The 25360-nt window shown below is 58.0% G+C and carries 24 protein-coding genes and 2 tRNA genes; 20 read left to right on the plus strand and 6 right to left on the minus strand.

The genetic code is table 11. The annotated features are described in order from the left end of the window. Positions 1-15: 15 nt before the first annotated feature. Positions 16-91: transfer RNA gene (locus VZP09_RS22935), tRNA-Gly, on the plus strand. Between the two features lie 72 nt (positions 92-163). Beyond that, a tRNA-Gly gene (locus VZP09_RS22940) sits at positions 164-239 on the plus strand. Between the two features lie 270 nt (positions 240-509). Here the strand turns inward: VZP09_RS22940 and queG are convergent. Next, on the minus strand, positions 510-1649 hold the full coding sequence (queG, locus tag VZP09_RS22945) for a tRNA epoxyqueuosine(34) reductase QueG (RefSeq protein ID WP_019725224.1): 1140 nt from the start codon (positions 1647-1649) through the stop codon (positions 510-512). A gap of 13 nt (positions 1650-1662) precedes the next feature. Here queG and nnr point away from each other — a divergent pair, with 13 nt between their 5' ends. From nnr to hflC, 9 genes are all read left to right on the plus strand, one after another. Then, complete coding sequence (nnr, locus tag VZP09_RS22950) at positions 1663-3174, plus strand: bifunctional ADP-dependent NAD(P)H-hydrate dehydratase/NAD(P)H-hydrate epimerase (protein ID WP_073901689.1); 1512 nt, start codon at positions 1663-1665, stop codon at positions 3172-3174. Then, positions 3167-3628 (plus strand): tRNA (adenosine(37)-N6)-threonylcarbamoyltransferase complex ATPase subunit type 1 TsaE, encoded by a 462-nt coding sequence (gene tsaE / locus VZP09_RS22955; protein ID WP_002885589.1) that lies wholly within the window; start codon positions 3167-3169, stop codon positions 3626-3628. The genes nnr and tsaE overlap by 8 nt, the downstream gene beginning before the upstream one ends. A gap of 16 nt (positions 3629-3644) precedes the next feature. Continuing rightward, positions 3645-4988: an N-acetylmuramoyl-L-alanine amidase AmiB gene (gene amiB / locus VZP09_RS22960; RefSeq protein WP_048988096.1), complete on the plus strand. Its 1344-nt coding sequence runs from the start codon at positions 3645-3647 to the stop codon at positions 4986-4988. A gap of 10 nt (positions 4989-4998) precedes the next feature. Continuing rightward, the gene (mutL, locus tag VZP09_RS22965) at positions 4999-6858 is read left to right on the plus strand and encodes a DNA mismatch repair endonuclease MutL (protein ID WP_004152020.1); all 1860 of its coding nucleotides are present in this window, start codon (positions 4999-5001) and stop codon (positions 6856-6858) included. Continuing rightward, the gene (miaA, locus tag VZP09_RS22970) at positions 6851-7801 is read left to right on the plus strand and encodes a tRNA (adenosine(37)-N6)-dimethylallyltransferase MiaA (RefSeq protein WP_002885652.1); all 951 of its coding nucleotides are present in this window, start codon (positions 6851-6853) and stop codon (positions 7799-7801) included. Before mutL ends, miaA begins: the two co-directional genes overlap by 8 nt. 92 nt (positions 7802-7893) lie before the next feature. Further along, entirely contained in the window at positions 7894-8202 is a 309-nt protein-coding gene (gene hfq, locus VZP09_RS22975) for an RNA chaperone Hfq (protein WP_002885659.1), read from the plus strand. 75 nt (positions 8203-8277) lie between these two features. Next, positions 8278-9558, plus strand: a complete 1281-nt coding sequence (hflX, locus tag VZP09_RS22980) for a ribosome rescue GTPase HflX (RefSeq protein ID WP_004146725.1) — start codon at positions 8278-8280, stop codon at positions 9556-9558. A gap of 65 nt (positions 9559-9623) precedes the next feature. Further along, positions 9624-10886, plus strand: coding sequence for an FtsH protease activity modulator HflK (hflK, locus tag VZP09_RS22985; RefSeq protein ID WP_004146726.1), 1263 nt, complete (start codon positions 9624-9626; stop codon positions 10884-10886). Between the two features lie 2 nt (positions 10887-10888). Continuing rightward, complete coding sequence (hflC, locus tag VZP09_RS22990; protein ID WP_002885662.1) at positions 10889-11893, plus strand: protease modulator HflC; 1005 nt, start codon at positions 10889-10891, stop codon at positions 11891-11893. Between the two features lie 82 nt (positions 11894-11975). Here hflC and VZP09_RS22995 read toward each other — a convergent pair whose 3' ends face one another. Beyond that, a complete protein-coding gene (locus VZP09_RS22995; protein WP_002885663.1) occupies positions 11976-12266 on the minus strand; it encodes a hypothetical protein in 291 nt (96 codons plus the stop codon). Positions 12267-12488: 222 nt separating this feature from the next. Between VZP09_RS22995 and VZP09_RS23000 the strand changes: the two genes are divergently transcribed. The 6 genes from VZP09_RS23000 to VZP09_RS23025 all read left to right on the plus strand — a co-directional run bounded on the left by VZP09_RS23000 (position 12489) and on the right by VZP09_RS23025 (position 19708). Continuing rightward, complete coding sequence (locus VZP09_RS23000; protein WP_002885664.1) at positions 12489-12686, plus strand: DUF2065 domain-containing protein; 198 nt, start codon at positions 12489-12491, stop codon at positions 12684-12686. A 102-nt stretch (positions 12687-12788) separates the two neighbouring features. Continuing rightward, on the plus strand, positions 12789-14087 hold the full coding sequence (locus VZP09_RS23005) for an adenylosuccinate synthase (RefSeq protein WP_002885665.1): 1299 nt from the start codon (positions 12789-12791) through the stop codon (positions 14085-14087). A 150-nt stretch (positions 14088-14237) separates the two neighbouring features. Beyond that, positions 14238-14663, plus strand: coding sequence for a nitric oxide-sensing transcriptional repressor NsrR (nsrR, locus tag VZP09_RS23010; RefSeq protein ID WP_002885667.1), 426 nt, complete (start codon positions 14238-14240; stop codon positions 14661-14663). Between the two features lie 36 nt (positions 14664-14699). Beyond that, entirely contained in the window at positions 14700-17132 is a 2433-nt protein-coding gene (gene rnr / locus VZP09_RS23015; RefSeq protein WP_023283148.1) for a ribonuclease R, read from the plus strand. Between the two features lie 81 nt (positions 17133-17213). After that, the gene (gene rlmB, locus VZP09_RS23020) at positions 17214-17945 is read left to right on the plus strand and encodes a 23S rRNA (guanosine(2251)-2'-O)-methyltransferase RlmB (RefSeq protein WP_002885669.1); all 732 of its coding nucleotides are present in this window, start codon (positions 17214-17216) and stop codon (positions 17943-17945) included. A 125-nt stretch (positions 17946-18070) separates the two neighbouring features. Then, on the plus strand, positions 18071-19708 hold the full coding sequence (locus VZP09_RS23025) for an isovaleryl-CoA dehydrogenase (RefSeq protein ID WP_021441063.1): 1638 nt from the start codon (positions 18071-18073) through the stop codon (positions 19706-19708). On the opposite strand, the gene yjfN is transcribed toward VZP09_RS23025, so the two are convergent. Both yjfN and bsmA read right to left on the minus strand, forming a co-directional pair. Next, positions 19699-19974 carry a DUF1471 family protease activator YjfN gene (gene yjfN / locus VZP09_RS23030; protein ID WP_002885673.1) on the minus strand — a complete coding sequence of 92 codons (276 nt, stop codon included), beginning with the start codon at positions 19972-19974 and terminating at the stop codon, positions 19699-19701. The genes VZP09_RS23025 and yjfN overlap by 10 nt on opposite strands. A 137-nt stretch (positions 19975-20111) precedes the next feature. Then, positions 20112-20420, minus strand: coding sequence for a biofilm peroxide resistance protein BsmA (gene bsmA, locus VZP09_RS23035; protein WP_002885674.1), 309 nt, complete (start codon positions 20418-20420; stop codon positions 20112-20114). Positions 20421-20629: 209 nt separating this feature from the next. Here bsmA and yjfP point away from each other — a divergent pair, with 209 nt between their 5' ends. Then, positions 20630-21346 carry an esterase gene (yjfP, locus tag VZP09_RS23040; protein ID WP_048299754.1) on the plus strand — a complete coding sequence of 239 codons (717 nt, stop codon included), beginning with the start codon at positions 20630-20632 and terminating at the stop codon, positions 21344-21346. Here yjfP and ulaR read toward each other — a convergent pair. Both ulaR and ulaG read right to left on the minus strand, forming a co-directional pair. Next, positions 21343-22098, minus strand: a complete 756-nt coding sequence (ulaR, locus tag VZP09_RS23045; protein WP_004177697.1) for an HTH-type transcriptional regulator UlaR — start codon at positions 22096-22098, stop codon at positions 21343-21345. The genes yjfP and ulaR overlap by 4 nt on opposite strands. Before the next feature lie 107 nt (positions 22099-22205). Next, the gene (gene ulaG, locus VZP09_RS23050) at positions 22206-23270 is read right to left on the minus strand and encodes an L-ascorbate 6-phosphate lactonase (protein ID WP_004194176.1); all 1065 of its coding nucleotides are present in this window, start codon (positions 23268-23270) and stop codon (positions 22206-22208) included. Positions 23271-23632: 362 nt separating this feature from the next. Between ulaG and ulaA the strand changes: the two genes are divergently transcribed. Both ulaA and ulaB read left to right on the plus strand, forming a co-directional pair. Next, a complete protein-coding gene (gene ulaA / locus VZP09_RS23055) occupies positions 23633-25033 on the plus strand; it encodes a PTS ascorbate transporter subunit IIC (RefSeq protein WP_002885681.1) in 1401 nt (466 codons plus the stop codon). A gap of 12 nt (positions 25034-25045) precedes the next feature. Next, positions 25046-25351: a PTS ascorbate transporter subunit IIB gene (ulaB, locus tag VZP09_RS23060; RefSeq protein ID WP_002885682.1), complete on the plus strand. Its 306-nt coding sequence runs from the start codon at positions 25046-25048 to the stop codon at positions 25349-25351. Positions 25352-25360: the final 9 nt, after the last annotated feature.

The raw sequence follows: 25360 nt of genomic DNA on the forward strand, positions 1-25360 counted from the left end.
AAAGCCGAAGATTAAGCGGGAATAGCTCAGTTGGTAGAGCACGACCTTGCCAAGGTCGGGGTCGCGAGTTCGAGTCTCGTTTCCCGCTCCAAAATTTGAAAGACACACCACACCAGTCGCAGTTTTCAGGTTGCTAGACGGTAGCTTGAATGACGATGATTAAGCGGGAATAGCTCAGTTGGTAGAGCACGACCTTGCCAAGGTCGGGGTCGCGAGTTCGAGTCTCGTTTCCCGCTCCAAATTTTCTTCCATCTCTTATTTATCCACAGTGCAATCCAGCGCCGGGGATGATTTTCGTTTGGTCCTCAGAAATACTGTGAACAGAGTTATCCACAGGTTATCGTTCCGTCACTGGCGGCGCAAATGCTTCGCTTTGTAAATAGTATCTTTGTATGTGATTGAAATTTAACAAATAAATTTCATTTCAAAATGTTAATCCGATCACTTGACCTTGGTCTGCGCCTTGAAACGCAATGTGTTTTAGATTTTATTCACAGCCTGTGAATGAATCAGGCGTCGCGCGGCAAGCCTTTCTCTACCACTCTGACCAGACGTAATTTTTTCGGCAGCTGTACTTCAACGGCGTCGGCGTTCCGCTTTTTCAGTTGCTGGGCAATCGCCCACTCAATGTGTTCGTCGAGAAGCGGGTGCTCGCCCCGGCGGCTCTCCAGGGCGCGAAGATGGGCTTCATCCCAGGGCGCATTGCCCAACGCGACGGCGATATTGCGCAGCCAGCGCAGGTGGCCAATGCGACGAATCGCCGACCCTTCGGTCACCTTCAGAAACCACGCTTCGCTCCAGGCGAACAGCTCCACCAGCGGCGGGGCATGCAGCGCTTTGCGTGGGCTGAAATCCTCTTCATCGGTGAGCTGTGAGAAACGGTTCCACGGGCAGATCAGCTGACAATCATCACAACCGTAAATACGGTTGCCGATAAGTGGACGGAACTCCTCGGGGATTGCACCTTCCAGTTCAATGGTGAGATAGGAGATGCAGCGCCGGGCGTCGACGGTATAGGGCTCAACGATGGCCCCGGTGGGACAGATGGTCATGCAGGCGACGCAGCGCCCACACTCCTCCGCAACCGGGCTGTCGACCGGCAGGGGCAGATCAATCAGCAGTTCGCCGAGGAAAAAGAACGATCCGGCGTCGCGGCTTAAGATTAGTGAGTGCTTACCTGTCCAGCCAAGGCCCGCTTTTTCTGCGATTGGCCGTTCCAGGATAGGCGCGGAATCGACAAAAGGTCTAAAATTGAGCGAAGCACACTGTTCCTGAATCTTCTCCCCCAGCTTTTTCAGGCGATTACGTAGCAGCTTATGATAATCACGCCCGAGGGCATAACGGCTGACGTAACCCAGCGCGGGATCTTTCAGGGTGCGGGCAAAGGCGGCGTTAGCGGGCAGATAGTTCATCCGCACGCTGATGACGCGTAACGTACCGGGCAGCAGTTCGTGGGGACGGGCGCGCATCATACCGTGACGGGCCATCCATTCCATTTCGCCGTGGTATTGTTTATCCAGCCATGCCTGCAGTTTGGGTTCACTGGCGCTGAGGTCGGTATCGGCGATCCCCACCTGCTGGAACCCAAGCTCTGTGCCCCATTGTTTGATTTGTTGCGCTAACTGAACGAGATCGAGGGGCTGTGACATGATGGACCATACAATGACGAAAAACCCTGACAGTATACCATACAACATTTGGCCTGCGGAGGCGCTGCGCCTGGCCGAACGAGAGGCGGCGGACAGCCTGGGGCTGACGCTGTTCGAACTCATGCAGCGCGCGGGCGAGGCGGCGTTCCAGCTGGCCAGCTGTGCTTATCCTGCCAGCGCGCACTGGCTGATCCTCTGCGGACATGGCAACAACGGCGGCGACGGATATGTCGTTGCGCGTCTGGCACAGGCCGCGGGGCGGCGGGTGACGCTGCTGGCGGTGGAGAGTGACAGCCCGCTGCCGGAAGAGGCGCAGGCGGCGCGGGAGGCATGGCTTAACGCCGGCGGCGTGATCCATGCGGCGACTATCTCATGGCCCGACGATATCTCACTGATTATTGATGGCCTGCTCGGCACCGGTCTGCGCAGTGCGCCGCGCGATCCCGTTGCGGCGCTCATCCACCAGGCGAACCACCACCCGGCGCCGGTGGTGGCGCTGGATATCCCTTCCGGCCTGAATGCGCAGACGGGCGCGACGCCAGGTGCAGTGGTACAGGCCGACCATACGCTGACCTTTATCGCCCTCAAGCCGGGGCTGCTGACCGGCAAGGCGCGGGATGTCGTCGGGCAACTCCACCATCATGCGCTGGGGCTCGAACGCTGGCTCGCCGGACAAAGCTCTCCTCTGACGCGGTTTTGCGCCGCCCACCTCGCCGACTGGCTGCCGCCGCGGCGGGCCACCTCCCATAAAGGCGATCACGGTAAACTGGTGATTGTCGGCGGCGATCGCGGCACGGCAGGCGCTATCCGTATGTGCGGTGAAGCGGCCCTACGCAGCGGCGCGGGACTGGTGCGAGTGCTTACTCACCCGGAGAACGTGGCGCCCATTGTCACCGTGCGGCCGGAATTAATGGTAGATGAGCTGACGCCGCAGACTCTGAAAGCCGCGCTGGAGTGGGCTGATGTGGTGGCGATTGGCCCCGGGCTGGGGCAGCGCGAATGGGGGCGCAGCGCCCTGCGCACGGTGGAAAGTTTTAACAAACCGATGGTCTGGGACGCCGACGCGCTGAACCTGCTGGCATTCAATCCCGATAAACGTCACAATCGCGTGCTAACGCCGCACCCCGGCGAAGCGGCCCGTCTGCTGAACGTCAGCGTGGCAGAAATTGAAAGCGATCGCTTACTTTCTGCGCAGCGTCTGGTAAAACGGTATGGCGGCGTGGTTGTGCTGAAAGGCGCGGGCACGGTGGTGGCCAGTGAAAGCGGGGCGATGGGCATTATCGATGCCGGCAATGCCGGGATGGCCAGCGGCGGGATGGGCGATGTGCTCACCGGCATCATCGCCGCGTTGTTAGGACAGCACCTGACGCCGTATGATGCTGCCTGTGCCGGGTGCGTCGCTCATGGCGATGCCGCCGACCGACTGGCCGCCCGCGAGGGCACCCGCGGCATGCTGGCGACCGATCTCTTTTCCACGCTCAGGCGTGTTGTTAACCCGGATGTGATTGACGTAGACCATGATTAACCGAGTGATTCCTTTACCCGATGAGCAGGCCACGCTGGCCCTTGGCGACCGCATCGCGCAGGCCTGTACCGGCGCCACCGTGATTTATCTGTATGGTGATTTAGGCGCGGGGAAAACGACCTTCAGCCGCGGCTTTTTGCAGGCGCTCGGTCACCGCGGCAATGTCAAAAGCCCAACTTATACCCTGGTGGAGCCCTATACCCTCGAGAACCTGATGGTGTATCACTTCGATCTCTACCGTCTGGCGGATCCTGAGGAACTCGAATTTATGGGGATCCGTGATTATTTTGCCGACGATGCCATCTGCCTGGTGGAATGGCCGCAGCAAGGCGCAGGTGTCCTGCCTGACCCGGATGTTGAAATTCACCTTGATTACCAGGCACAAGGGCGTGAGGCGCGTATTACCGCGATCTCCTCACGGGGTGAATCTTTACTGGCGCGTTTAGCCTTTTAGCCTGAAGGATGACGGGATGAAGTATCGCATAACCACCTGGCTTGCCGCTGCGCTGATGCTGTCGAGTCTTCACGCCACTGCGGCGAGTTTATCCGATATCCAGGTCTCTAACGGAGACCAGCAGGCCCGTATTACCCTAAGCTTTGTCGGTGAGCCGGAGTACTCCTTTACCCCACAGGGTAAACGTCTGGTGGCGCTGGATATCAAGCAGACCGGCGTATTGCAGGGACTACCGCTGCAGTTTAGCGGCAGCAACCTGGTGAAGAGTATTCGCGCCGGCACGCCGCAGGATACGCAGACGCTGCGTCTGCTGGTGGATCTGACGGAAGATGGCAAAACCCGGGCGGTGAAGCAACAGAACGGGGCGAATTACACGGTGGTCTTTACCATCAACGCCGACGCGCCTCCGCCGCCCGTGGTGGTGAAACGGGCCGACCCGCCGCCGGTGATGCCTTCCCGGACGACGACGTCAGGGCGTAACCCGTTCAGCTCGTCGGGTCATGAACGGCAGACGGTGATGACCTCCTCTCAGCCGGCGATGACCAACAATCAGACCGTGACTCGCCCGGCGGCCCGCACGGTGTCGGCGGATGATAAAGTCATTATCGCCATTGATGCCGGGCACGGCGGCCAGGATCCTGGCGCGATTGGCCCGAACGGCACCAAAGAGAAAAACGTGACTATCGCTATCGCGCGCAAGCTGCGGGCGTTACTGAACGCCGATCCGCAGTTTAAGCCGGTGCTGACCCGCGACGGGGATTACTTTATTTCGGTGATGGGCCGCTCTGACGTGGCGCGTAAGCAAAACGCCAATTTCCTCGTCTCTATCCATGCTGACGCCGCGCCAAACCGCGATGCCACTGGCGCCTCGGTGTGGGTGCTCTCGAACCGTCGCGCCAACAGCGAAATGGCCGGTTGGCTCGAGCAGCATGAGAAGCAGTCTGAACTGCTCGGCGGTGCGGGCGATGTGCTGGCAAACAGCCAGGCCGACCCCTACCTGAGCCAGGCGGTGCTGGATCTGCAGTTTGGTCATTCCCAGCGCGTCGGCTACGATGTGGCGACCAACGTGCTGAGCCAGCTGCAGCGTATTGGCAACCTGCACAAACGCCGCCCGGAGCATGCCAGCCTTGGCGTGCTGCGCTCGCCGGACATCCCGTCGATCCTCGTGGAAACGGGCTTTATCAGTAACAACGGCGAAGAGCGGCTGCTGGGTAGCGATGATTACCAGGAGCAGATTGCGGAGGCGATTTATAACGGCTTACGCAACTACTTTATGCAGCATCCGCTGCAGTCGGCGCCTCGCGGCGAGGCGGCGCAGACCGCCAGCGCCGCGGCGCCGGGCGGGATGTTGATTAACTAAGGAGCAGGGGATGCCGATTCAGGTTCTGCCGCCGCAGCTCGCCAACCAGATTGCCGCCGGCGAGGTGGTGGAGCGGCCCGCGTCGGTGGTGAAAGAGCTGGTTGAGAACAGTCTTGATGCGGGCGCTACGCGGATTGACATTGATATCGAACGCGGCGGCGCGAAGCTCATTCGCATCCGCGATAACGGCAGCGGCATCAAAAAAGACGAGCTGGCGCTGGCCCTGGCTCGTCATGCGACCAGCAAGATCGCCTCGCTTGACGATCTGGAGGCCATTATTAGCCTCGGCTTTCGCGGCGAAGCGCTGGCCAGTATCAGTTCGGTAGCGCGCTTAACGCTGACTTCGCGCACGGCGGAGCAGCAGGAAGCCTGGCAGGCGTATGCTGAAGGCCGCGATCAGGCGGTGACGGTGAAGCCGGCGGCGCACCCGGTCGGTACCACTCTGGAAGTCCTCGATCTGTTCTATAACACCCCGGCGCGGCGCAAATTTATGCGCACCGAAAAGACCGAGTTCGGCCACATTGACGAGGTGGTGCGCCGCATTGCGCTGGCGCGCTTCGACGTCACTATCAACCTCAGCCATAACGGCAAGGTGATGCGCCAGTATCGGGCCGTCGCTCAGGATGGCCAGCGCGAGCGCCGGCTGGGGACAATTTGCGGCGCCGCTTTTCTCGAACATGCGCTGGCGATCGAGTGGCAGCATGGCGATCTGACCCTGCGCGGCTGGGTCGCCGATCCGCTGCATACCACCCCGGCGCTGGCGGAAATTCAGTATTGCTACGTTAACGGGCGGATGATGCGCGATCGGCTGATCAACCATGCTATCCGCCAGGCCTGTGAAGACAAGCTAGGGGCCGATCAGCAACCGGCGTTTGTGCTGTATCTGGAGATCGATCCCCATCAGGTGGATGTAAACGTCCACCCGGCCAAGCATGAGGTGCGTTTCCATCAGTCGCGCCTGGTGCACGACTTTATCTACCAGGGCGTACTGAGCGTACTGCAGCAGCAGCTTGACGCGCCGCTGGCGGAAAAAGACGACCCGCCGGCGCCGCGCCCGATGCCGGAGAACCGCATCGCCGCGGGAGGCAACCAGTTTGCGCGGCCAGCGGAAGCGCGGGAGCCTGCGACCCGCTTCAGCATCACGCCATCGCGTGAGCCTGCGGCCTCCAGCGGCAAACCGGGCGGCGCGAGCTGGCCGCATGCGCAGCCGGGTTACCAGAAGCAGCAGGGAGCGCTTTATCGTCAACTGCTCGACACGCCAACGGCGCCAAAGCCAGCGTTGCAGCCTCCGGCGGCGGCAGAGTTGGCCGGTCACAGTCAGAGCTTTGGCAGAGTGTTGACGATTGTTGGCGGCGACTGCGCGCTGCTGGAGCGCGAGGGCGGTCTGGCGCTGCTGTCGTTGACCGTTGCCGAGCGCTGGCTGCGCCAGGCGCAGTTGACCCCGGGAGCGGAGGCGGTATGTGCTCAGCCGCTGCTGATCCCGCTGCGGTTAAAAGTTACGGAAGGGGAAAAACAGGCGCTGGCCGCCGCTCAGCCGGCGCTGGCGCAGCTAGGGATCGATGTGCATACCGATGCCCTGCACGTGACGGTGCGCGCGGTCCCTTTACCCTTAAGACAACAAAATTTACAAATCTTGATTCCTGAACTGATAGGCTACCTGGCGCAGCAAAACGCATTCGACGTCGGCAATATCGCCCAATGGATGGCGCGTAATCTGACGAGCGAACAGACGTCATGGAATATGGCGCAGGCGATTGCGCTGCTGGCGGACGTTGAGCGTCTTTGCCCGCAGCTGGTGAGAACGCCGCCGGGTGGCCTGTTACAACCTGTAGATCTCCATTCGGCGATGAATGCCCTGAAAGATGAATGATGTAACCGAGGCGAGCCTGCCCAAGGCAATTTTTTTAATGGGCCCGACGGCCTCCGGCAAAACCGCGCTGGCGATAGCCTTACGTAAAGTTTTGCCAGTAGAGTTGATTAGCGTTGATTCCGCCCTCATTTATCGGGGAATGGATATTGGCACCGCCAAACCGGATGCTGCGGAGCTTAGCGCTGCGCCGCATCGGCTGCTGGATATTTTGGATCCTGCGGAGGCCTATTCCGCGGCGGATTTTCGCCGCGATGCGCTGGCGGCGATGGCGGATATTGTCGCCGCCGGGCGAATTCCGCTGTTAGTCGGCGGAACGATGTTGTATTTCAAAGCGTTGCTGGAAGGATTGTCGCCCTTACCGTCGGCTGACCCAGAGGTCAGAGCGCGGATTGAGCAGCAGGCCGCAGAGCAGGGGTGGAATGCGTTACATCAGCAATTACAGGAGATCGATCCCGTGGCTGCTGCGCGTATTCATCCAAATGATCCGCAAAGGCTTTCCCGGGCACTGGAAGTTTTTTTCATTTCGGGTAAAACTTTAACGGAACTGACGCAAACGTCAGGAGACGCTCTGCCATATCAGGTGCATCAGTTCGCCATCGCCCCGGCGAGCCGTGAACTGCTCCATCAACGCATAGAACAGCGTTTTCATCAGATGTTAGCTTCAGGTTTTGAAGCAGAAGTACGGGCGCTTTTTGCCCGCGGAGATTTGCATACGGACATGCCTTCCATCCGTTGTGTCGGATACCGCCAGATGTGGTCATATCTCAATGGCGAGATCCCGTATGATGAGATGGTTTATCGAGGTGTTTGCGCCACGAGACAGTTAGCCAAACGTCAGGTCACCTGGCTGCGCGGTTGGGAAGGTGTGCACTGGTTAGACAGTGAACAACCTGAACAAGCGCTCAACAAAGTATTACAGGTTGTTGGTGCGAGCCAGAACTGAACGTGTACAATTAAACGGTATCGTGCGTAATTTTTTTTGAGAATCGTAAGGTTCTGAGTACAAAACAAGCATACATATAAGGAAAAGAGAGAATGGCTAAGGGGCAATCTTTACAAGATCCGTTCCTGAACGCTTTGCGTCGGGAACGCGTTCCGGTTTCTATTTATTTGGTGAATGGTATCAAGCTGCAAGGGCAAATTGAGTCTTTCGATCAGTTCGTGATCCTGTTGAAGAACACGGTCAGCCAGATGGTCTATAAGCACGCAATTTCTACTGTTGTCCCGTCTCGCCCGGTGTCTCACCACAGCAACAATGCTGGCGGCGGTTCCAGTAACTATCACCACGGTGGTAGCGCGCAGGGTTCTTCTGCGCCGCAACAAGACAGCGACGACGCCGAATAAGGCCAGTGCTGTTTTTCCACGCCGGGGAGCCAGGTTTTCTGCGTTCCCCGCTGGTATTTTATAAGGGGTTTACGCTTGTTTGACCGTTATGACGCCGGTGAGCAGGCGGTACTGGTACACATCTATTTTTCGCAAGACAAAGATATGGAAGATCTCCAGGAGTTTGAAACTCTGGCCTCTTCCGCCGGTGTCGAAGCAATGCAGGTGATTACCGGTAGCCGTAAAGCACCGCACCCGAAGTATTTTGTTGGTGAAGGTAAGGCAGTCGAAATTGCGGAAGCCGTTAAAGCGACCGGCGCTTCGGTCGTGCTCTTCGATCATGCCCTGAGTCCGGCGCAAGAACGTAACCTGGAACGCCTGTGCGAATGCCGGGTTATCGATCGCACCGGTCTTATTTTAGATATTTTCGCCCAGCGCGCGCGCACCCATGAAGGGAAATTGCAGGTCGAGCTGGCGCAGCTGCGCCATATGGCGACTCGCCTTGTCCGCGGTTGGACCCACCTTGAAAGACAGAAGGGCGGGATTGGTTTGCGTGGCCCGGGTGAAACCCAGCTCGAAACCGACCGTCGTTTATTGCGTAACCGTATCATGCAGATCCTGTCGCGGCTGGAAAAAGTCGAGAAACAGCGCGAGCAGGGGCGGCGGTCGCGTGCGAAAGCCGATATTCCTACCGTGTCGCTGGTGGGCTATACCAACGCCGGAAAATCAACGCTCTTTAACCAGATCACTGCCGCCGAGGTCTATGCCGCGAACCAGCTGTTCGCCACCCTGGACCCGACGCTGCGCCGCATTGACGTCCCTGACGTCGGCGAAACGGTGCTGGCCGATACCGTCGGCTTTATTCGCCACCTGCCGCACGATCTGGTAGCCGCGTTTAAAGCGACGTTGCAGGAGACGCGTCAGGCGACGCTGCTGCTGCATGTGATTGATGCGGCGGATGTCCGCGTGCAGGAAAACATTGATGCGGTAAATACGGTTCTCGCTGAAATTGAGGCCGATGAGATCCCGGCGCTGCTGGTGATGAACAAAATCGACATGCTTGACGATTTTGAACCGCGCATCGATCGCGACGATGAAAATAAACCGATTCGGGTCTGGCTTTCAGCCCAGACCGGGGTTGGCGTACCACTGCTTTTTCAGGCATTAACGGAGCGTCTTTCCGGTGAAGTGGCCCAGCATACGCTGCGCTTACCGCCGAAAGAAGGGCGACTGAGAAGCCGTTTCTATCAGCTTCAGGCGATAGAAAAAGAGTGGATGGAGGATGACGGCAGCGTGAGTCTGCAGGTGCGCATGCCGATCGTTGACTGGCGGCGCCTCTGTAAGCAAGAGCCAACGCTTGTTGACTATGTGGTTTAACCTTGCAGCTTGCCTGAAGATATTGACCCCTGTGGGGATATCAAAAACAAATATGGAGCATATACATGGCGTGGAATCAGCCCGGTAATAACGGACAGGACCGCGACCCGTGGGGGAGCAGCAAACCTGGCGGCAACTCTGAGGGAAATGGCAATAAAGGCGGTCGCGAGCAGGGGCCGCCGGATCTGGATGATATCTTCCGCAAGTTAAGTAAAAAACTTGGCGGGCTCGGCGGCGGCAAGGGCGGACTGGGCGGCGGCAATAGCGCGCAGGGGCCTCGCGGACCGATGGGCGGGCGTATTGTCGGCATCGTTGCCGCGGCGGCAGTGATTATCTGGGCGGCCAGCGGTTTCTATACCATTAAAGAGGCCGAGCGCGGCGTGGTCACCCGTTTTGGTAAGTTCAGCCATCTGGTTGAGCCTGGCCTGAACTGGAAACCGACCTTTATCGATAACGTTCAGGCGGTGAACGTGGAGTCGGTGCGCGAACTTGCGGCTTCCGGCGTCATGCTGACCTCTGACGAAAACGTGGTGCGCGTTGAGATGAACGTGCAGTACCGCGTCACCGATCCGGAGCGCTATCTGTTTAGCGTGACCAGCGCGGACGACAGTCTGCGTCAGGCCACCGACAGCGCGCTGCGCGGCGTGATCGGCAAATACACCATGGATCGCATTCTGACCGAAGGTCGTACCGTGATCCGTAGCGATACCCAGCGTGAGCTGGAAGAGACGATTCGCCCGTACAACATGGGTATCACTCTGCTGGACGTCAACTTCCAGACGGCGCGTCCGCCGGAAGAGGTGAAGGCCGCGTTTGACGATGCCATTGCCGCGCGTGAGAACGAGCAGCAGTACATTCGTGAAGCGGAAGCGTATACCAACGAAGTCCAGCCGCGGGCGAATGGTCAGGCGCAGCGTATCCTCGAAGAGGCACGCGCCTATAAGACCCAGACCGTTCTGGAAGCCCAGGGTGAAGTGGCTCGCTTTGCGAAGATCCTGCCGGAATACAAAGCCGCGCCGGAAATTACCCGCGAGCGTCTGTATATCGAAACCATGGAAAAAGTGCTGAGCCACACCCGTAAAGTGCTGGTCAATGACAGCAAAAACGGCAATCTGATGGTTCTGCCGCTGGATCAGATGCTGAAAGGCGCCGCTGCGCCGGCAGCAAAGAGCGATAGTAGTGACGCCAGCGATCTGCTGCGCCTGCCGCCAGCATCCAGCTCAAGCAGCGCCAGCACCTCATCAACCTCGAGCTCAACCGGGGGTAGCATTATGGACCAACGCCGCGCTAACGCGCAGCGTAACGACTACCAGCGTCAGGGGGAATAACGATGCGTAAATCTGTTATCGCGATCATTGTCATCGTGCTGGTAGTGCTCTACATGTCTGTCTTTGTCGTAAAGGAAGGCGAGCGCGGTATCACGCTGCGTTTCGGTAAAGTTCTGCGCGACGACGAAAACAAGCCGCTGGTGTATGCGCCAGGCCTGCACTTCAAGATCCCGTTTATCGAATCGGTGAAGATGCTGGATGCGCGTATTCAGACCATGGACAACCAGGCTGACCGTTTCGTTACTAAAGAGAAGAAAGACCTGATCGTCGACTCCTATATCAAGTGGCGCATCAGCGACTTCAGCCGTTACTACCTGGCAACCGGCGGCGGCGACGTCTCCCAGGCCGAGGTGCTGCTGAAGCGTAAATTCTCTGACCGTCTGCGTTCTGAAATTGGTCGTCTGGATGTGAAAGATATCGTCACCGACTCCCGTGGTCGCCTGACCCTGGAAGTGCGTGATGCGCTGAACTCGGGTTCGGCCGGTACGGAAGATGAGGTTAGCACCCCGGCGGCTGACGACGCGATTGCTAAAGCGGCAGAGCGTGTAGAAGCCGAAACCAACGGTAAAGTGCAGGTGATCAACCCGAACAGTATGGCGGCGCTGGGTATCGAAGTTGTCGACGTACGTATCAAACAGATCAACCTGCCGGCAGAAGTGTCGGAAGCGATTTATAACCGTATGCGCGCGGAGCGTGAAGCGGTTGCTCGTCGCCATCGTTCACAGGGTCAGGAAGAGGCGGAAAAACTGCGCGCGACTGCGGACTATGAAGTCACCAAGACGCTGGCGGAAGCCGAGCGCCAGGGCCGTATCCTGCGTGGTGAAGGTGATGCGGAATCAGCGAAACTGTTTGCCGACGCGTTCAGCCAGGATCCAGGCTTCTACTCCTTTATCCGTAGCCTGCGTGCCTATGAGAAGAGCTTCCAGAGCAATCAGGATGTGATGGTCCTGAGTCCGGACAGCGATTTCTTCCGCTATATGCGTTCACCGGATTCGGCGCGTAAATAAGCCGGAGAAGGTGTAAACCTGAAGTAATAATGCGAAAAGGCGCCTGAAACAGGCGCCTTTTTTCATGCTGCGAGGGCGGGAATTAGTTGCCGAGTAGCTTGTTCAGCAGGCCGCCGATCACCGGCAGGCCTGCCAGCGCACTTTCGATGGTGCCGCCGATAGTCGACCCAACGCTTTCGCCCAGGGTTTTGCCCAGGTCCGGCGCCAGGTCGGCCAGATTGAGGGTGCCAAGCAGTGGCAGGTTAATGCTCAGGGCATCAGTGCCCATCGTCCATGCGGCTGCGCCGACCTTGCTGCCTAAGGCCGCCAGACCATCCTGTAACCAGCCTGCGCCGCTCACATTTTCGATTTCAAATGCGGTTAACTCTCTCATCATAATCTTCCTGATTAAGTAGACGTACCGGGTTGTAGTACGCGATGGCATAGTTACAATTTAAAAAATATCCAGCAATACAATTAGTTGTGAATTTTGTTTCACCTTTCTGGTTCATAATGAAGCTGAAATACGGGACAATGTGAAATGAGGGAATGAATTCACCATGCTGGCCGAGACGCCCGCGAGGGCGGCAATGATACTTTTCAATTAGGGTTGACGATGAACTCCACCATTTGGCTGGCGCTGGCGCTGGTTTTAGTACTCGAAGGGCTTGGCCCGCTGCTTTATCCGCGCGCCTGGCGCAAGATGGTCGCCAGCCTGAGCCAGCTACCGGATAATTTATTGCGTCGTTTTGGCGGCGGACTTGTGGTTGCCGGGATTGTGATCTACTACATGTTGAGGAAATCGATTGGCTGATCAAAAAGTGGTCGGATTTGCCTTATTTTGGATGCAAAAAGTGCTGTAACTCTGAAAAAGCGATGGTAGAATCCATTTTTAAGCAAACGGTGATTTTGAAAAATGGGTAACAACGTCGTCGTACTGGGCACCCAATGGGGTGACGAAGGTAAAGGGAAGATCGTCGATCTCCTGACTGAACGGGCTAAATATGTTGTGCGCTACCAGGGTGGTCACAACGCCGGCCATACTCTCGTAATCAACGGTGAAAAAACCGTTCTCCATCTTATTCCATCAGGCATTCTGCGTGAAAACGTCACCAGCATCATCGGTAACGGCGTCGTGCTGTCTCCGGCCGCGCTGATGAAAGAGATGAAGGGCCTGGAAGACCGTGGTATCCCGGTTCGCGAGCGTCTGCTGCTCTCTGAAGCCTGCCCGCTTATCCTTGACTATCACGTGGCGCTTGACGTGGCGCGTGAAAAAGCGCGTGGCGCGAAAGCGATCGGCACTACCGGTCGCGGCATTGGCCCGGCTTACGAAGATAAAGTCGCTCGTCGCGGTCTGCGCGTTGGCGATCTGTTCGATAAAGCAACCTTCGCCGATAAACTGAAAGAAGTGATGGAATATCACAACTTCCAGCTGGTGAACTTCTACAAAGCAGAAGCGGTTGACTACCAGAAAGTGCTGGACGATGTGATGGCGATTGCCGACATCCTGACCAGCATGGTGGTGGACGTATCCGACCTGCTGGATCAGGCGCGTCAGCGCGGCGACTTCGTGATGTTCGAAGGCGCGCAGGGTACGCTGCTGGATATCGACCACGGTACCTACCCGTACGTTACGTCCTCTAACACCACCGCAGGTGGCGTGGCGACCGGCTCCGGCCTGGGCCCGCGTTATGTGGATTACGTACTGGGCATCATTAAAGCTTACTCGACTCGCGTCGGTGCAGGTCCGTTCCCGACCGAGCTGTTTGATGAAACTGGCGAGTTCCTCTGCAAGCAGGGTAACGAATTCGGCGCCACCACCGGTCGTCGTCGTCGTACCGGCTGGCTGGACGCGGTCGCAGTCCGTCGCGCGGTGCAGATTAACTCCCTGTCCGGCTTCTGCCTGACTAAACTGGACGTCCTCGACGGCCTGAAAGAAGTGAAAATCTGCGTTGGCTACCGTATGCCGGATGGCCGCGAAGTGACCACCACTCCGCTGGCTGCCGATAACTGGGAAGGTATCGAGCCTATCTACGAAACCATGCCGGGCTGGTCCGAAACCACCTTCGGCGTGAAAGAGCGCAGCGGCCTGCCGCAGGCAGCCCTGAACTACATCCAGCGTATTGAAGAGCTGACCGGCGTGCCGGTGGATATCATCTCTACCGGTCCAGACCGTACCGAGACTATGATTCTGCGCGATCCGTTCGACGCGTAATCACTCTCAAGGGGCGCCGTTCGGGCGCCCTTGTTTTTGCTGTTCGCCCGCCCCATTTCAAATAAATTAGCGGCCTGAGCGCTGGCTGGTTTATCATCAATAATAATGATGTCGCTCGACATACCCTGTTTTCTTTTCCCTGAGGTTTATGTGCAGTTAACGAGTTTCACCGATTACGGACTACGCGCGCTGATTTATATGGCGTCGCTGCCGGAAGGACGAATGACCAGTATCTCGGAAGTGACCGAGGTCTATGGCGTCTCCCGTAATCATATGGTTAAAATAATCAATCAGTTAAGTCGCATGGGCTACGTGACTGCCGTGCGGGGGAAGAACGGGGGCATTCGCCTCGGCAAACCAGCAGGACAGATCCGCGTCGGTGACGTGGTGCGTGACCTTGAACCCTTATCGCTGGTCAACTGCAGCAGCGAGTTTTGCCACATTACACCAGCCTGTCGTCTGAAACAGGCACTAGCTGAAGCCGCGCAGAGTTTTCTCAAGGAACTGGATAACTATACGCTGGCTGATTTGGTTGAGAAGAATCAACCGCTTTATAAATTATTGCTGGTGGAGTGACGCCACTCTGCCGGAGATGACAACGGAGGAACCGATATGTCACAAGATCCATTCCAGGAACGCGAAGCTGAGAAGTACGCGAACCCTATCCCGAGCCGGGAATTTATCCTCGAACATTTAACTAAACGGGAAAAGCCTGCCAGCCGCGATGAGCTGGCCATCGAGTTAAATATCGAGGGCGAAGAGCAAACCGAAGCGCTGCGCCGCCGCCTGCGCGCGATGGAGCGCGACGGTCAGCTGGTCTTCACCCGCCGCCAGTGCTATGCCCTGCCGGAACGCCTCGATCTCCTCAAAGGAACCGTTATTGGCCACCGCGATGGCTATGGTTTCCTGCGCGTTGAAGGGCGCAAAGACGATCTGTACCTGTCGTCAGAGCAGATGAAAACCTGTATTCACGGCGACCAGGTGCTGGCTCAGCCGCTGGGCGCGGACCGTAAGGGCCGCCGCGAAGCGCGCATCGTCCGCGTCCTCGTGCCGAAAACCAGCCAGATAGTTGGCCGTTACTTCACCGACGCTGGCGTCGGCTTTGTCGTCCCGGACGACAGCCGCCTGAGCTTCGATATCCTGATCCCGCCGGAAGAGATAATGGGCGCGCGGATGGGCTACGTGGTCGTGGTCGAGCTGACCCAGCGACCAACCCGCCGCACCAAAGCGGTGGGTAAAATCGTCGAAGTGCTGGGCGACAACATGGGCACCGGCATGGCCGTCGATATGGCGCTGCGTACCCATGAAATTCCTTATGTCTGGCCGCCGGCGGTGGAAAAACAGGTTTCCGGTCTCAAAGAACAGGTGCCGGAAGAGGCGAAGGCCGGACGCGTCGATTTACGCTCGCTGCCGCTGGTTACCATTGACGGCGAAGATGCCCGCGACTTCGATGACGCGGTGTACTGCGAGAAGAAACGCGGCGGCGGCTGGCGCCTGTGGGTCGCCATTGCCGACGTCAGCTACTACGTGCGCCCGGGGACGCCGCTGGATGCGGAAGCGCGCAGTCGTGGCACCTCGGTCTACTTCCCGTCGCAGGTAGTGCCGATGCTGCCGGAAGTGCTGTCTAACGGTCTATGCTCGCTGAACCCGCAGGTCGATCGCCTGTGTATGGTGTGCGAGATGACGATTTCGTCAAAAGGCCGTCTGACCGGTTATAAATTCTATGAAGCGGTGATGAGTTCACATGCTCGCCTGACCTACACCAAAGTGTGGCATATGCTGCAGGGTGACCAGGAACTGCGCGAACACTACGCGCCGCTGGTGAAGCACATTGAAGAGCTGCATAACCTCTACAAAGTGCTGGAGAGCGCCCGCGAAGAGCGCGGCGGTATCTCATTTGAAAGTGAAGAAGCTAAATTCATCTTCAATGCCGAACGCCGTATTGAGCGTATCGAACAGACTCAGCGTAACGATGCGCATAAGCTGATTGAAGAGTGCATGATCCTGGCGAACATCTCCGCCGCGCGCTTCGTTGAGAAGGCGCAGGAGCCGGCGCTGTTCCGTATCCATGATAAGCCAACCACCGAAGCGATTACCTCCTTCCGTACCGTGCTGGCTGAGCTGGGACTGGAGCTGCCTGGCGGCAACAAGCCGGAGCCGCGTGATTACGCAGAGCTGCTAACCTCCATCGCCGATCGCCCGGATGCCGAAATGCTGCAGACGATGCTCCTGCGCTCCATGAAGCAGGCGGTCTACGATCCGGAAAACCGCGGTCACTTTGGCCTGGCGCTGCAGTCATACGCCCACTTCACCTCGCCGATTCGTCGTTACCCGGACCTGTCGCTGCACCGCGCTATCAAGTATCTGCTGGCCAAAGAGCAGGGACATAAAGGCAACAGCACCGAGACCGGCGGCTGGCACTACAGTATGGAAGAGATGCTCCAGCTGGGTCAGCACTGTTCGATGACCGAGCGCCGCGCCGACGAAGCGACGCGCGAAGTGTCTGACTGGCTGAAGTGCGACTTCATGCAGGATCAGGTGGGCAACATCTTCCCCGGCGTGATCGCCAGCGTGACCGGCTTTGGCTTCTTCGTCCGCCTGAACGATCTGTTTATCGACGGTCTGGTGCATGTTTCCAGCCTGGATAACGACTATTATCGTTTCGACCAGGTGGGGCAGCGTCTCATTGGTGAGTCCGGCGGCCAGACCTATCGCCTGGGCGACCGCGTGGAAGTCCGTGTGGAAGCGGTCAACATGGACGAGCGGAAAATCGACTTTACCCTGATCTCCAGCGAGCGTGCGCCGCGTAATGTCGGCAAGACCGCCCGTGAGAAAGCGAAAAAGAGTACCTCTGGCAAGCCGGGCGGCCGTCGCCGCCAGGTGGGTAAGCAGGTAAACTTCGAGCCGGACAGCGCTTTCCGTAAAGAGAAAGAGACCGCCCGACCGAAGAAAGAGAAAAAAGCGAAAAAACCGTCGGCGAAAACACAGAAAATCGCCGCCGCGACGAAAGCCAAGCGCGCGGCAAAGAAGAAGATCGCCGAGTGATTGACCTCCCTTCACCCTGAAGTCTGCTGACGCAGGATGGGGTGAAGGGGGCAGATAACAGAACCTAAAACGAGTACATCAATGAGTGAAATGATTTACGGCATCCATGCGGTGCAGGCACTGCTGGAGCGCGCACCTGAGCGTTTTCAGGAAGTTTATATTCTGAAAGGCCGTGAGGATAAGCGCTTGCTGCCGCTGATCCATGCCCTGGAAGCGCAGGGCGTGGTGATTCAGCTGGCCAACCGTCAGTTTCTTGATGAGAAGAGCGAAGGCGCTGTGCACCAGGGGATCATTGCCCGCGTGAAGCCGGGGCGTCAGTATCAGGAGAACGATCTGCCGGATCTGCTGGCGCAGCTCGATCAACCGTTCCTGCTGATCCTCGACGGCGTAACCGATCCGCACAACCTCGGCGCCTGCCTGCGTAGCGCCGACGCCGCCGGCGTGCATGCGGTGATCGTGCCAAAAGATCGTTCCGCTCAGTTGAATGCGACGGCGAAGAAAGTGGCCTGCGGCGCGGCGGAGAACGTCCCGCTGATCCGCGTCACCAACCTGGCGCGCACCATGCGTCTGCTGCAGGAAGAAAACGTCTGGATCGTCGGAACCGCAGGGGAAGCCGACCATACGCTGTTCCAGAGCAAAATGACCGGCCCGATGGCGCTGGTGATGGGCGCGGAAGGCGAAGGCATGCGTCGTCTGACCCGCGAACACTGCGATGAGCTGATCAGCATCCCGATGGCGGGCAGCGTCTCCTCGCTGAACGTCTCGGTGGCTACCGGCATCTGTCTGTTTGAAGCAGTACGCCAGCGCAGCTAAGCTGAACCATCGACGAATCAAAAAAAGCCATCCTCCGGGATGGCTTTTTTGTGACCGCTCTCGCGGGCGAGTATCCCTCCGGATAACCATACTTATGGCTATCGCCATTGATGGAGGGAGACACGATGCACTGGCAAACGCACACCGTTTTTAATCAACCCACCCCGCTGAATAACAGCAATCTGTTTCTGTCCGATACCGCTCTGCGTGAAGCCGTGGTCCGCGAAGGCGCCGGCTGGGATGGCGATCTGCTCGCCAGCATTGGCCAGCAGCTGGGGACAGCCGAATCGCTGGAGCTGGGACGCCTGGCCAACAGCAATCCGCCGGAGCTGCTGCGCTATGACGCCACCGGCGCCCGGCTGGACGACGTGCGCTTTCATCCCGCCTGGCACCTGCTGATGCAGGGGCTGTGCGCGAACCGGGTACATAATCTCGCCTGGCAGGAGGATGCCCGCGAAGGCGCGTTTGTCGCCCGCGCCGCCCGCTTTCTGCTCCATGCCCAGGTGGAGGCCGGGACGTTGTGCCCGATTACCATGACCTTCGCCGCAACGCCCCTGCTGCAGCACGCCCTGCCCGCGCCCTTTCGCGACTGGCTGTCGCCACTGCTGAGCGACCGTTACGATCCGCACCTTGCGCCTGGCGGCCAGAAGCGCGGCCTGCTGATCGGCATGGGAATGACCGAGAAGCAAGGGGGGTCTGATGTGCTGAGCAATACCACTCGCGCGGAGAAAACGGCGGAAGGGTTTTACCGACTGGTGGGACACAAGTGGTTCTTCTCGGTGCCGCAGAGCGATGCTCACCTGGTGCTGGCTCAGGCTCCGGCGGGGCTCTCATGCTTCTTTGTGCCGCGTCTGCTGCCCGACGGGCAGCGTAACGGCGTGCGTCTTGAACGCTTAAAAGAGAAGCTCGGCAACCGCTCCAACGCCAGTAGCGAAGTGGAGTTTTATGATGCCTGCGGCTGGCTGGTGGGCGACGAAGGCGACGGCGTGCGGCAGATCCTCAGGATGGGCGGCCTGACCCGCTTTGACTGCGCGCTGGGCAGCCATGCCCTGATGCGTCGCGCCTTCTCGGTGGCGCTGTATCACGCGCTACAGCGTCAGGCGTTTGGCAAAAACCTGGTCGAACAGCCGATGATGCGCCAGCTGCTGGGGCAAATGGCGCTCCGTCTGGAGGGGCAGACCGCGTTTCTGTTTCGCCTGGCGCGGGCCTGGGACCGTCGGGATGATGCCCGGGAAAGCGCCTGGGCGCGCCTGTTTACGCCTGCGGCCAAGTTTGCCATCTGTAAGGCCGGTATCCCGTTTGTCGCCGAGGCGATGGAAGTGCTGGGCGGCATCGGCTATTGCGAGGAGAGCGAACTACCGCGGTTGTATCGCGAGATGCCGGTCAACAGCATCTGGGAAGGCTCCGGCAATATTATGTGCCTCGATGTGATGCGGGTGCTCAGCAAGCAGCCGGCGGCGATGGAGCTGCTGGCCGCGGAGTGTGCGGAGGTGAAAGGACAGAACCGCCATCTCGACCGCGCATGGCGTCAGCTGCAGCAACTGCTGAAACGACCCGCCGAAGAGCAGGGGCGAGAGATTGCCCGGCTGGTCTATCGTCTTGGCGCGGGGGCGCAGATGCTGCGCCATGCTTCGCCGCCGCTGGCCGAAGCCTGGTGCCGGATGATGCTCGACACCCGCGGCGGCATACGTCTTGACGCGCCGACCCTCGACGATCTGCTGCTGCGGGCTATGGGGCGCGGGCGCCAGGCGCCTCAGGCGTAGAGAATGGCCTGCACGCGCCAGCTGTCCGGCTGTTGTTCCTCGTACATCTGAATAATGCGATACCAGGAGGCGCCTTGCTCGTCTGCTTTGCGGGCAATGGCGTGCTCTACATCCTGTTGGCTACCGGAAAGATTAGTGACGGAGATCAGACCGATTTCATTCAGGCCAGTGACGCAATCCGCGCTGGCGAATTCGGCTGACTGCGCGGACGTATTGGCCGTCGCAGCGGTTAACAGCAGGCTGGATAGGGTAAAAGATCGTTTCATCGTCAGCTCCATTTCACGTAGTCCCAAGGGCAGTCCGTTGCTAACGTCCTGCCAGGTGGCTGGCCGAACGTTATTATGCACAGGAGAACGTGAATGGACGCAAAGCTGTGTAAAGCAGATTTAAAGACGCCGCCTCGTTATCGACGATAGAGGATCGCCTGCGAATACCACTGGCCGGGTACCATGGTGTCATCGATCATGATGATGACGTAGTAATCGGCTTTGGCCGCTTCTGCTTTGGCCTTCAGCGCCGCTTCGACATCCATCGGCGAACCGTACATCAGTACGCTCACCGTGGCCATTTTCTGCAGGCCAGCAGTCTGGTAGCGCTGGATCTCCTGCGGATGGTCGGTGGCGGGCGGCGGGGCTTCCGGCGTTCCCTGCAGGGCGCTACACCCGCTGAGGACGATGGCCAGTAACCACGGTGAAAACCTGCGCATAACCATATCTCGTTTCCTGATAGTGATAGTGTAGTGGTAGCCTTAACAGGATTGCCGGGGAATGTTCCCGAACTGTTATCTCTGACGCGATTTTCGAATGAAAATGTTGTGAAAGCGTAACCGGGTTCTCAACATTATGAATCGTAGCAAACTGGGTTGCCTGGTGAATGAATTTTCCCATGACGCCTAACCACGATAGAGAAGGAAGACGATAAATGATTGCACTAGAAATGCGCAACCTCGGCGGTGGTGAAATTTTACATGCCTGTCCGCAGGAGAGTCTGGATAAGCCCTTGCCCTGTATCGTCTTTTATCATGGCTTTACCTCGTCGAAGCTGGTCTACAGCTACTTTGCGGTGGCGCTGGCCGAGGCCGGATTCCGGGTGATCATGCCGGACGCGCCGGAGCATGGGGCGCGCTATCAGGGCGATGAGGCCGGGCGGATGCAGCGCTTCTGGCCGATTCTGCAGCAGAATTTCAGGGAGTTTCCTGCGCTGCGCGAGGCGATAATCGCTGAAGGATGGCTGGAAGGGGAGCGGCTGGCGGTGGCGGGCGCTTCGATGGGTGGAATGACGGCGTTGGGCATCATGACGCATCACCCCGAGCTGAACAGCGTCGCCTGTCTGATGGGGTCGGGCTATTTTCGTTCCCTGTCGCAAACCCTGTTTCCCTCGCCTGGCTTTGATGCTGACAGTCTCCGCGAATGGGATGTCAGCCATCAGCTGGCGTCCCTTGCCCGGCGACCGCTGCTGCTCTGGCATGGCGATGCCGATGACGTGGTGCCGCCGGAAGAAACCTTTCGACTAGAGCAGGCGCTGCGGCAAGGCGATCTTGCCGCCAGGCTGACCTGTGTCTGGCAGAAAGGCGTCCGCCATCGCATTACGCCAGAGGCGCTGGCTACCACGGTCGCCTTTTTTCAGCAGCACCTTTAAACGCGGATTACGCTGACGCCTTGATCCTCAAGCTGTTTGAGGATCGCGGCATCGGCCTGTTTGCCGGTGATCACCACGTCTATTTGTCCGGCCTGGCTGAATAGCATCCCGGCGCGCTCGCCGATCTTGCTGCTGTCGACCAGCACCGCCAGTTTGCCGACCACGTTAAGCATTTTTTGCTCGGCCATGGCGGTCAACATATCCGTTTTGTAGAGGCCTTCGGCGGTGAGCCCTTTGCCGCTGGTAAACATCCAGTGTCCGGCATAGAGGCTGTTCTCGCTACCGTGGGGGCTGAGGGTGATGGCGTGGCTGCGGTTGTACTGGCCGCCCATGATAATCACGCTGTCATGCTCCTGGTCGATCAGGTAGTTAGCCAGCGGCAGATAGTTGGTGATGATCTGCACCGGTTTGCCGCACAGTTCCCGACCCAACAGAAAGGCGGTGGAGCCGCAGTTAATGACGATGCTCTCACCCGGCGCGATCAGTTGCGAAGCGGCGCGTGCAATACGCACTTTTTCATCCAGATTTTGCGCCTGGTGGATGTTCATCGGCGTCCAGCGGGGGCGCTGTTCGCTAATGGCTTCCGCGCCATTACGAACCTTTTTCAGTTTGCCGCTTTCATCCAGCTTGTTGATATCACGTCGGGCGGTAGCGGGTGAGATCCCGAGCCGCGACATCACCTGCTCCACGGTAACAAACCCCGTTTGGGCGAGCAGATCCAGCAGAATTTGGTGCCTTTGCGCTTCCGTCATGAGCGAATCCGATTAAAAGTGAACGGCAAAGATGATATTTGAAATCATGTGAAAATACTAACCCTGCGGCGGGGTATTTCCGGCAGGCAGGGCCTGCCGGCGGCGACTTACAGGAAGGATTTGAAAGGCAGATCCGGCTCAATGGTGAAGCAATCGTCGAAACCGCGCGGGTAGTGATATTCGAAATTGTCTTTATCCAGCGGCCAGGTAAATTTGCCGCCGACCTGCCAGATAAACGGCTTGAAGCCGTACTTCAGACGATCCTTTTTCATCTCCCACAGAACGCGGATCTCCTGCGGATCGGCCTGAAAGTTTGACCAGATATCATGGTGGAACGGGATCACAACTTTGGCGTTGAGCGACTCTGCCATGCGCAGGATATCGGCGCTGGTCATTTTGTCGGTGATCCCGCGCGGGTTCTCGCCATACGAGCCGAGGGCGACGTCAATCCGATGCTCGTTGCCATGCTTCGCGTAGTAGTTGGAGTAGTGGGAATCGCCGCTGTGGTACAGGTTGCCGCCCGGTGTTTTAAACAGGTAGTTGACCGCGCGCTGGTCCATGCCGTCCGGCAGTACGCCAGCGGCTTTTTGGTCCGCCGGGAGGGTGATCAGCGCGGTGCGATCGAACGCATCGAGCGCATGGATCTCAATGTCTTTGATCTTCACGACATCGCCAGGTTTCATGACGATACAGCGCGCTTTCGGCACGCCCCAACCGATCCACAGGTCGACGCAGGTTTTCGGGCCGATAAACGGCACATCGGCCGGGCAGTTCTGCATGACGGCGGCGGCGACGTTGACGTCAATATGATCGTTGTGATCGTGGGTCGCGAGGACCGCGTCAATCTGGCGAATGGCGAACGGATCCAGCACGAACGGCGTGGTGCGCAGGTTAGGCTGTAATTTTTTCACGCCTGCCATCCGCTGCATCTGGTGGCCGGTTTTCATCAGCGGATTGCCGTGGCTCTGTTTGCCAGTGCCGCACCAGAAATCGACGCAGACGTTAGCCCCGCCTTCGGATTTTAACCAGATACCGGTACAGCCGAGCCACCACATGGCGAAGGTGCCGGGCGCAACCTGCTCCTGCTCAATCTCTTCATTCAGCCAGCTGCCCCATTCCGGAAAGGTGTTCAGGATCCATGATTCACGGGTGATGGTCTGTACTTTACTCATCGTGCTCTTCCTCGTATTTTCAATAGTAATCAAATTTTGATTGGTTTTGATTTATGTTGTCACTGGATTTTCAAGATTGCAATCTTGTTTTCCATCAATTTTACGAAGAGATGCGCATCACCTCTCAGGGGGNCCAGCATCCATAAAGGTTGTGATTTGTTTTATCTATATGATTTTAAAATATTTAATTATGTTTCGGCGCTACTGCTCGGCAATAGTCACAATGAAATAGAGGATTATTGCGGCGCGCGTCACATTTAATCAAATTCAATCTTGTTGTGATTATTTTTGATTATTAGAGTGGGCAGCGAGAAATGCTGAGCGTAAGGCGCGTTCAGCGCCTTCACCATCGGGAGTGTGTTATGGCAATCCTCTACAACATCTTTACCGTTTTCTTTAATCAGGTGATGACCAATGCCCCGCTGCTGCTGGGTATCGTCACCTGTCTGGGCTATATCCTGCTGCGCAAAAGCGTCAGCGTGATTATTAAAGGCACGATCAAAACCATTATCGGCTTCATGCTGTTACAGGCCGGCTCCGGCATCCTCACCAGCACTTTTAAACCGGTGGTGGCGAAAATGTCAGAGGTGTACGGCATCAACGGCGCGATCTCTGACACCTATGCCTCGATGATGGCGACCATCGACCGGATGGGCGAGGCCTATAGCTGGGTGGGCTACGCGGTGCTGCTGGCGCTGGCGCTCAACATCTGTTACGTCCTGCTGCGCCGGATAACCGGCATCCGCACCATCATGCTGACTGGCCATATCATGTTTCAGCAGGCGGGGCTGATCGCCGTCTCGTTCTTTATCTTTGGTTACGGAATGTGGACGACCATCATCTGTACCGCCGTGCTGGTCTCCCTGTACTGGGGTATCACCTCCAACATGATGTTCAAGCCGACTCAGCTGGTCACCGACGGCTGCGGCTTCTCCATCGGTCACCAGCAGCAGTTTGCCTCGTGGATTGCCTACAAAGTGGCGCCGTATCTGGGGAAAAAAGAGGAGAGTGTGGAAGACCTCAAGCTGCCAGGCTGGCTCAATATCTTCCACGACAACATCGTTTCCACCGCGATTGTCATGACCATTTTCTTTGGCGCGATCCTGCTTTCCTTTGGTATTGACGTCGTGCAGGCGATGGCGGGGAAAACCCACTGGACGGTCTATATCCTGCAGACCGGTTTCTCCTTCGCGGTGGCCATTTTCATCATTACCCAGGGCGTGCGGATGTTCGTCGCCGAACTGTCCGAAGCCTTCAACGGTATCTCGCAACGCCTGATCCCCGGCGCGGTGCTGGCGATTGACTGCGCCGCGATCTATAGCTTTGCGCCGAATGCGGTGGTGTGGGGCTTTATGTGGGGCACCATCGGCCAGCTGATTGCCGTCGGCATTCTGGTTGGCATCGGCTCTTCAATTCTGATTATTCCGGGCTTTATCCCGATGTTCTTCTCCAACGCGACGATTGGCGTCTTTGCCAACCACTTCGGCGGCTGGCGCGCGGCGCTCAAAATCTGCCTGGTGATGGGCATGGTTGAAATTTTCGGTTGCGTGTGGGCGGTGAAGCTCACCGGTATGAGCGCCTGGATGGGAATGGCGGACTGGTCGATTCTGGCGCCGCCGATGATGCAGGGCTTCGCCTCCATCGGGCTGGCGTTTATGGCCGTCATCATCCTGATTGCTCTCGCTTATATGTTCTTCGCTGGCCGCGCGCTGCGCGCCGAAGAAGACGCGGAAAAACAACTGGCAGAGGCCTCTGCCCAATAAGGAGTTCTGATTATGACCGTACGTATTCTGGCTGTGTGTGGTAACGGGCAAGGCAGTTCTATGATCATGAAAATGAAAGTGGATCAGTTCCTGACGCAATCCAATATCGACCACACGGTGAACAGCTGCGCGGTGGGTGAATACAAAAGCGAACTAAACGGCGCGGATATCATCATCGCTTCAACCCATATCGCGGGGGAGATTACCGTCTCCGGCAATAAACACGTGGTGGGGGTGCGTAATATGCTTTCCCCCGCGGATTTCGGGCCAAAGCTGCTGGAGGTGATTAAAGCTCATTTCCCGCAGGACGTGAAATAAGGAGCGGCT

Source organism: Klebsiella sp. EMBS2024, assembly GCF_036233805.1.
GTDB classification, from domain to species: domain Bacteria; phylum Pseudomonadota; class Gammaproteobacteria; order Enterobacterales; family Enterobacteriaceae; genus Klebsiella; species Klebsiella pneumoniae.

Bases quoted from the DNA above. Each gene is read 5' to 3' on its own strand.
- rnr (WP_023283148.1), top strand. From the start codon at position 14,700: ATGTCACAAGATCCATTCCAGGAACGCGAAGCTGAGAAGTACGCGAAC.
- VZP09_RS23000 (WP_002885664.1), top strand. From the start codon at position 12,489: ATGAACTCCACCATTTGGCTGGCGCTGGCGCTGGTTTTAGTACTCGAA.
- nnr (WP_073901689.1), top strand. From the start codon at position 1,663: ATGACGAAAAACCCTGACAGTATACCATACAACATTTGGCCTGCGGAG.
- tsaE (WP_002885589.1), top strand. From the start codon at position 3,167: ATGATTAACCGAGTGATTCCTTTACCCGATGAGCAGGCCACGCTGGCC.
- queG (WP_019725224.1), bottom strand. From the start codon at position 1,649: ATGTCACAGCCCCTCGATCTCGTTCAGTTAGCGCAACAAATCAAACAA.
- mutL (WP_004152020.1), top strand. From the start codon at position 4,999: ATGCCGATTCAGGTTCTGCCGCCGCAGCTCGCCAACCAGATTGCCGCC.
- amiB (WP_048988096.1), top strand. From the start codon at position 3,645: ATGAAGTATCGCATAACCACCTGGCTTGCCGCTGCGCTGATGCTGTCG.
- ulaA (WP_002885681.1), top strand. From the start codon at position 23,633: ATGGCAATCCTCTACAACATCTTTACCGTTTTCTTTAATCAGGTGATG.
- VZP09_RS23025 (WP_021441063.1), top strand. From the start codon at position 18,071: ATGCACTGGCAAACGCACACCGTTTTTAATCAACCCACCCCGCTGAAT.
- ulaG (WP_004194176.1), bottom strand. From the start codon at position 23,270: ATGAGTAAAGTACAGACCATCACCCGTGAATCATGGATCCTGAACACC.
- yjfP (WP_048299754.1), top strand. From the start codon at position 20,630: ATGATTGCACTAGAAATGCGCAACCTCGGCGGTGGTGAAATTTTACAT.
- hflK (WP_004146726.1), top strand. From the start codon at position 9,624: ATGGCGTGGAATCAGCCCGGTAATAACGGACAGGACCGCGACCCGTGG.
- hfq (WP_002885659.1), top strand. From the start codon at position 7,894: ATGGCTAAGGGGCAATCTTTACAAGATCCGTTCCTGAACGCTTTGCGT.
- yjfN (WP_002885673.1), bottom strand. From the start codon at position 19,974: ATGAAACGATCTTTTACCCTATCCAGCCTGCTGTTAACCGCTGCGACG.
- ulaR (WP_004177697.1), bottom strand. From the start codon at position 22,098: ATGACGGAAGCGCAAAGGCACCAAATTCTGCTGGATCTGCTCGCCCAA.
- ulaB (WP_002885682.1), top strand. From the start codon at position 25,046: ATGACCGTACGTATTCTGGCTGTGTGTGGTAACGGGCAAGGCAGTTCT.
- bsmA (WP_002885674.1), bottom strand. From the start codon at position 20,420: ATGGTTATGCGCAGGTTTTCACCGTGGTTACTGGCCATCGTCCTCAGC.
- VZP09_RS22995 (WP_002885663.1), bottom strand. From the start codon at position 12,266: ATGAGAGAGTTAACCGCATTTGAAATCGAAAATGTGAGCGGCGCAGGC.
- hflC (WP_002885662.1), top strand. From the start codon at position 10,889: ATGCGTAAATCTGTTATCGCGATCATTGTCATCGTGCTGGTAGTGCTC.
- miaA (WP_002885652.1), top strand. From the start codon at position 6,851: ATGAATGATGTAACCGAGGCGAGCCTGCCCAAGGCAATTTTTTTAATG.
- rlmB (WP_002885669.1), top strand. From the start codon at position 17,214: ATGAGTGAAATGATTTACGGCATCCATGCGGTGCAGGCACTGCTGGAG.
- VZP09_RS23005 (WP_002885665.1), top strand. From the start codon at position 12,789: ATGGGTAACAACGTCGTCGTACTGGGCACCCAATGGGGTGACGAAGGT.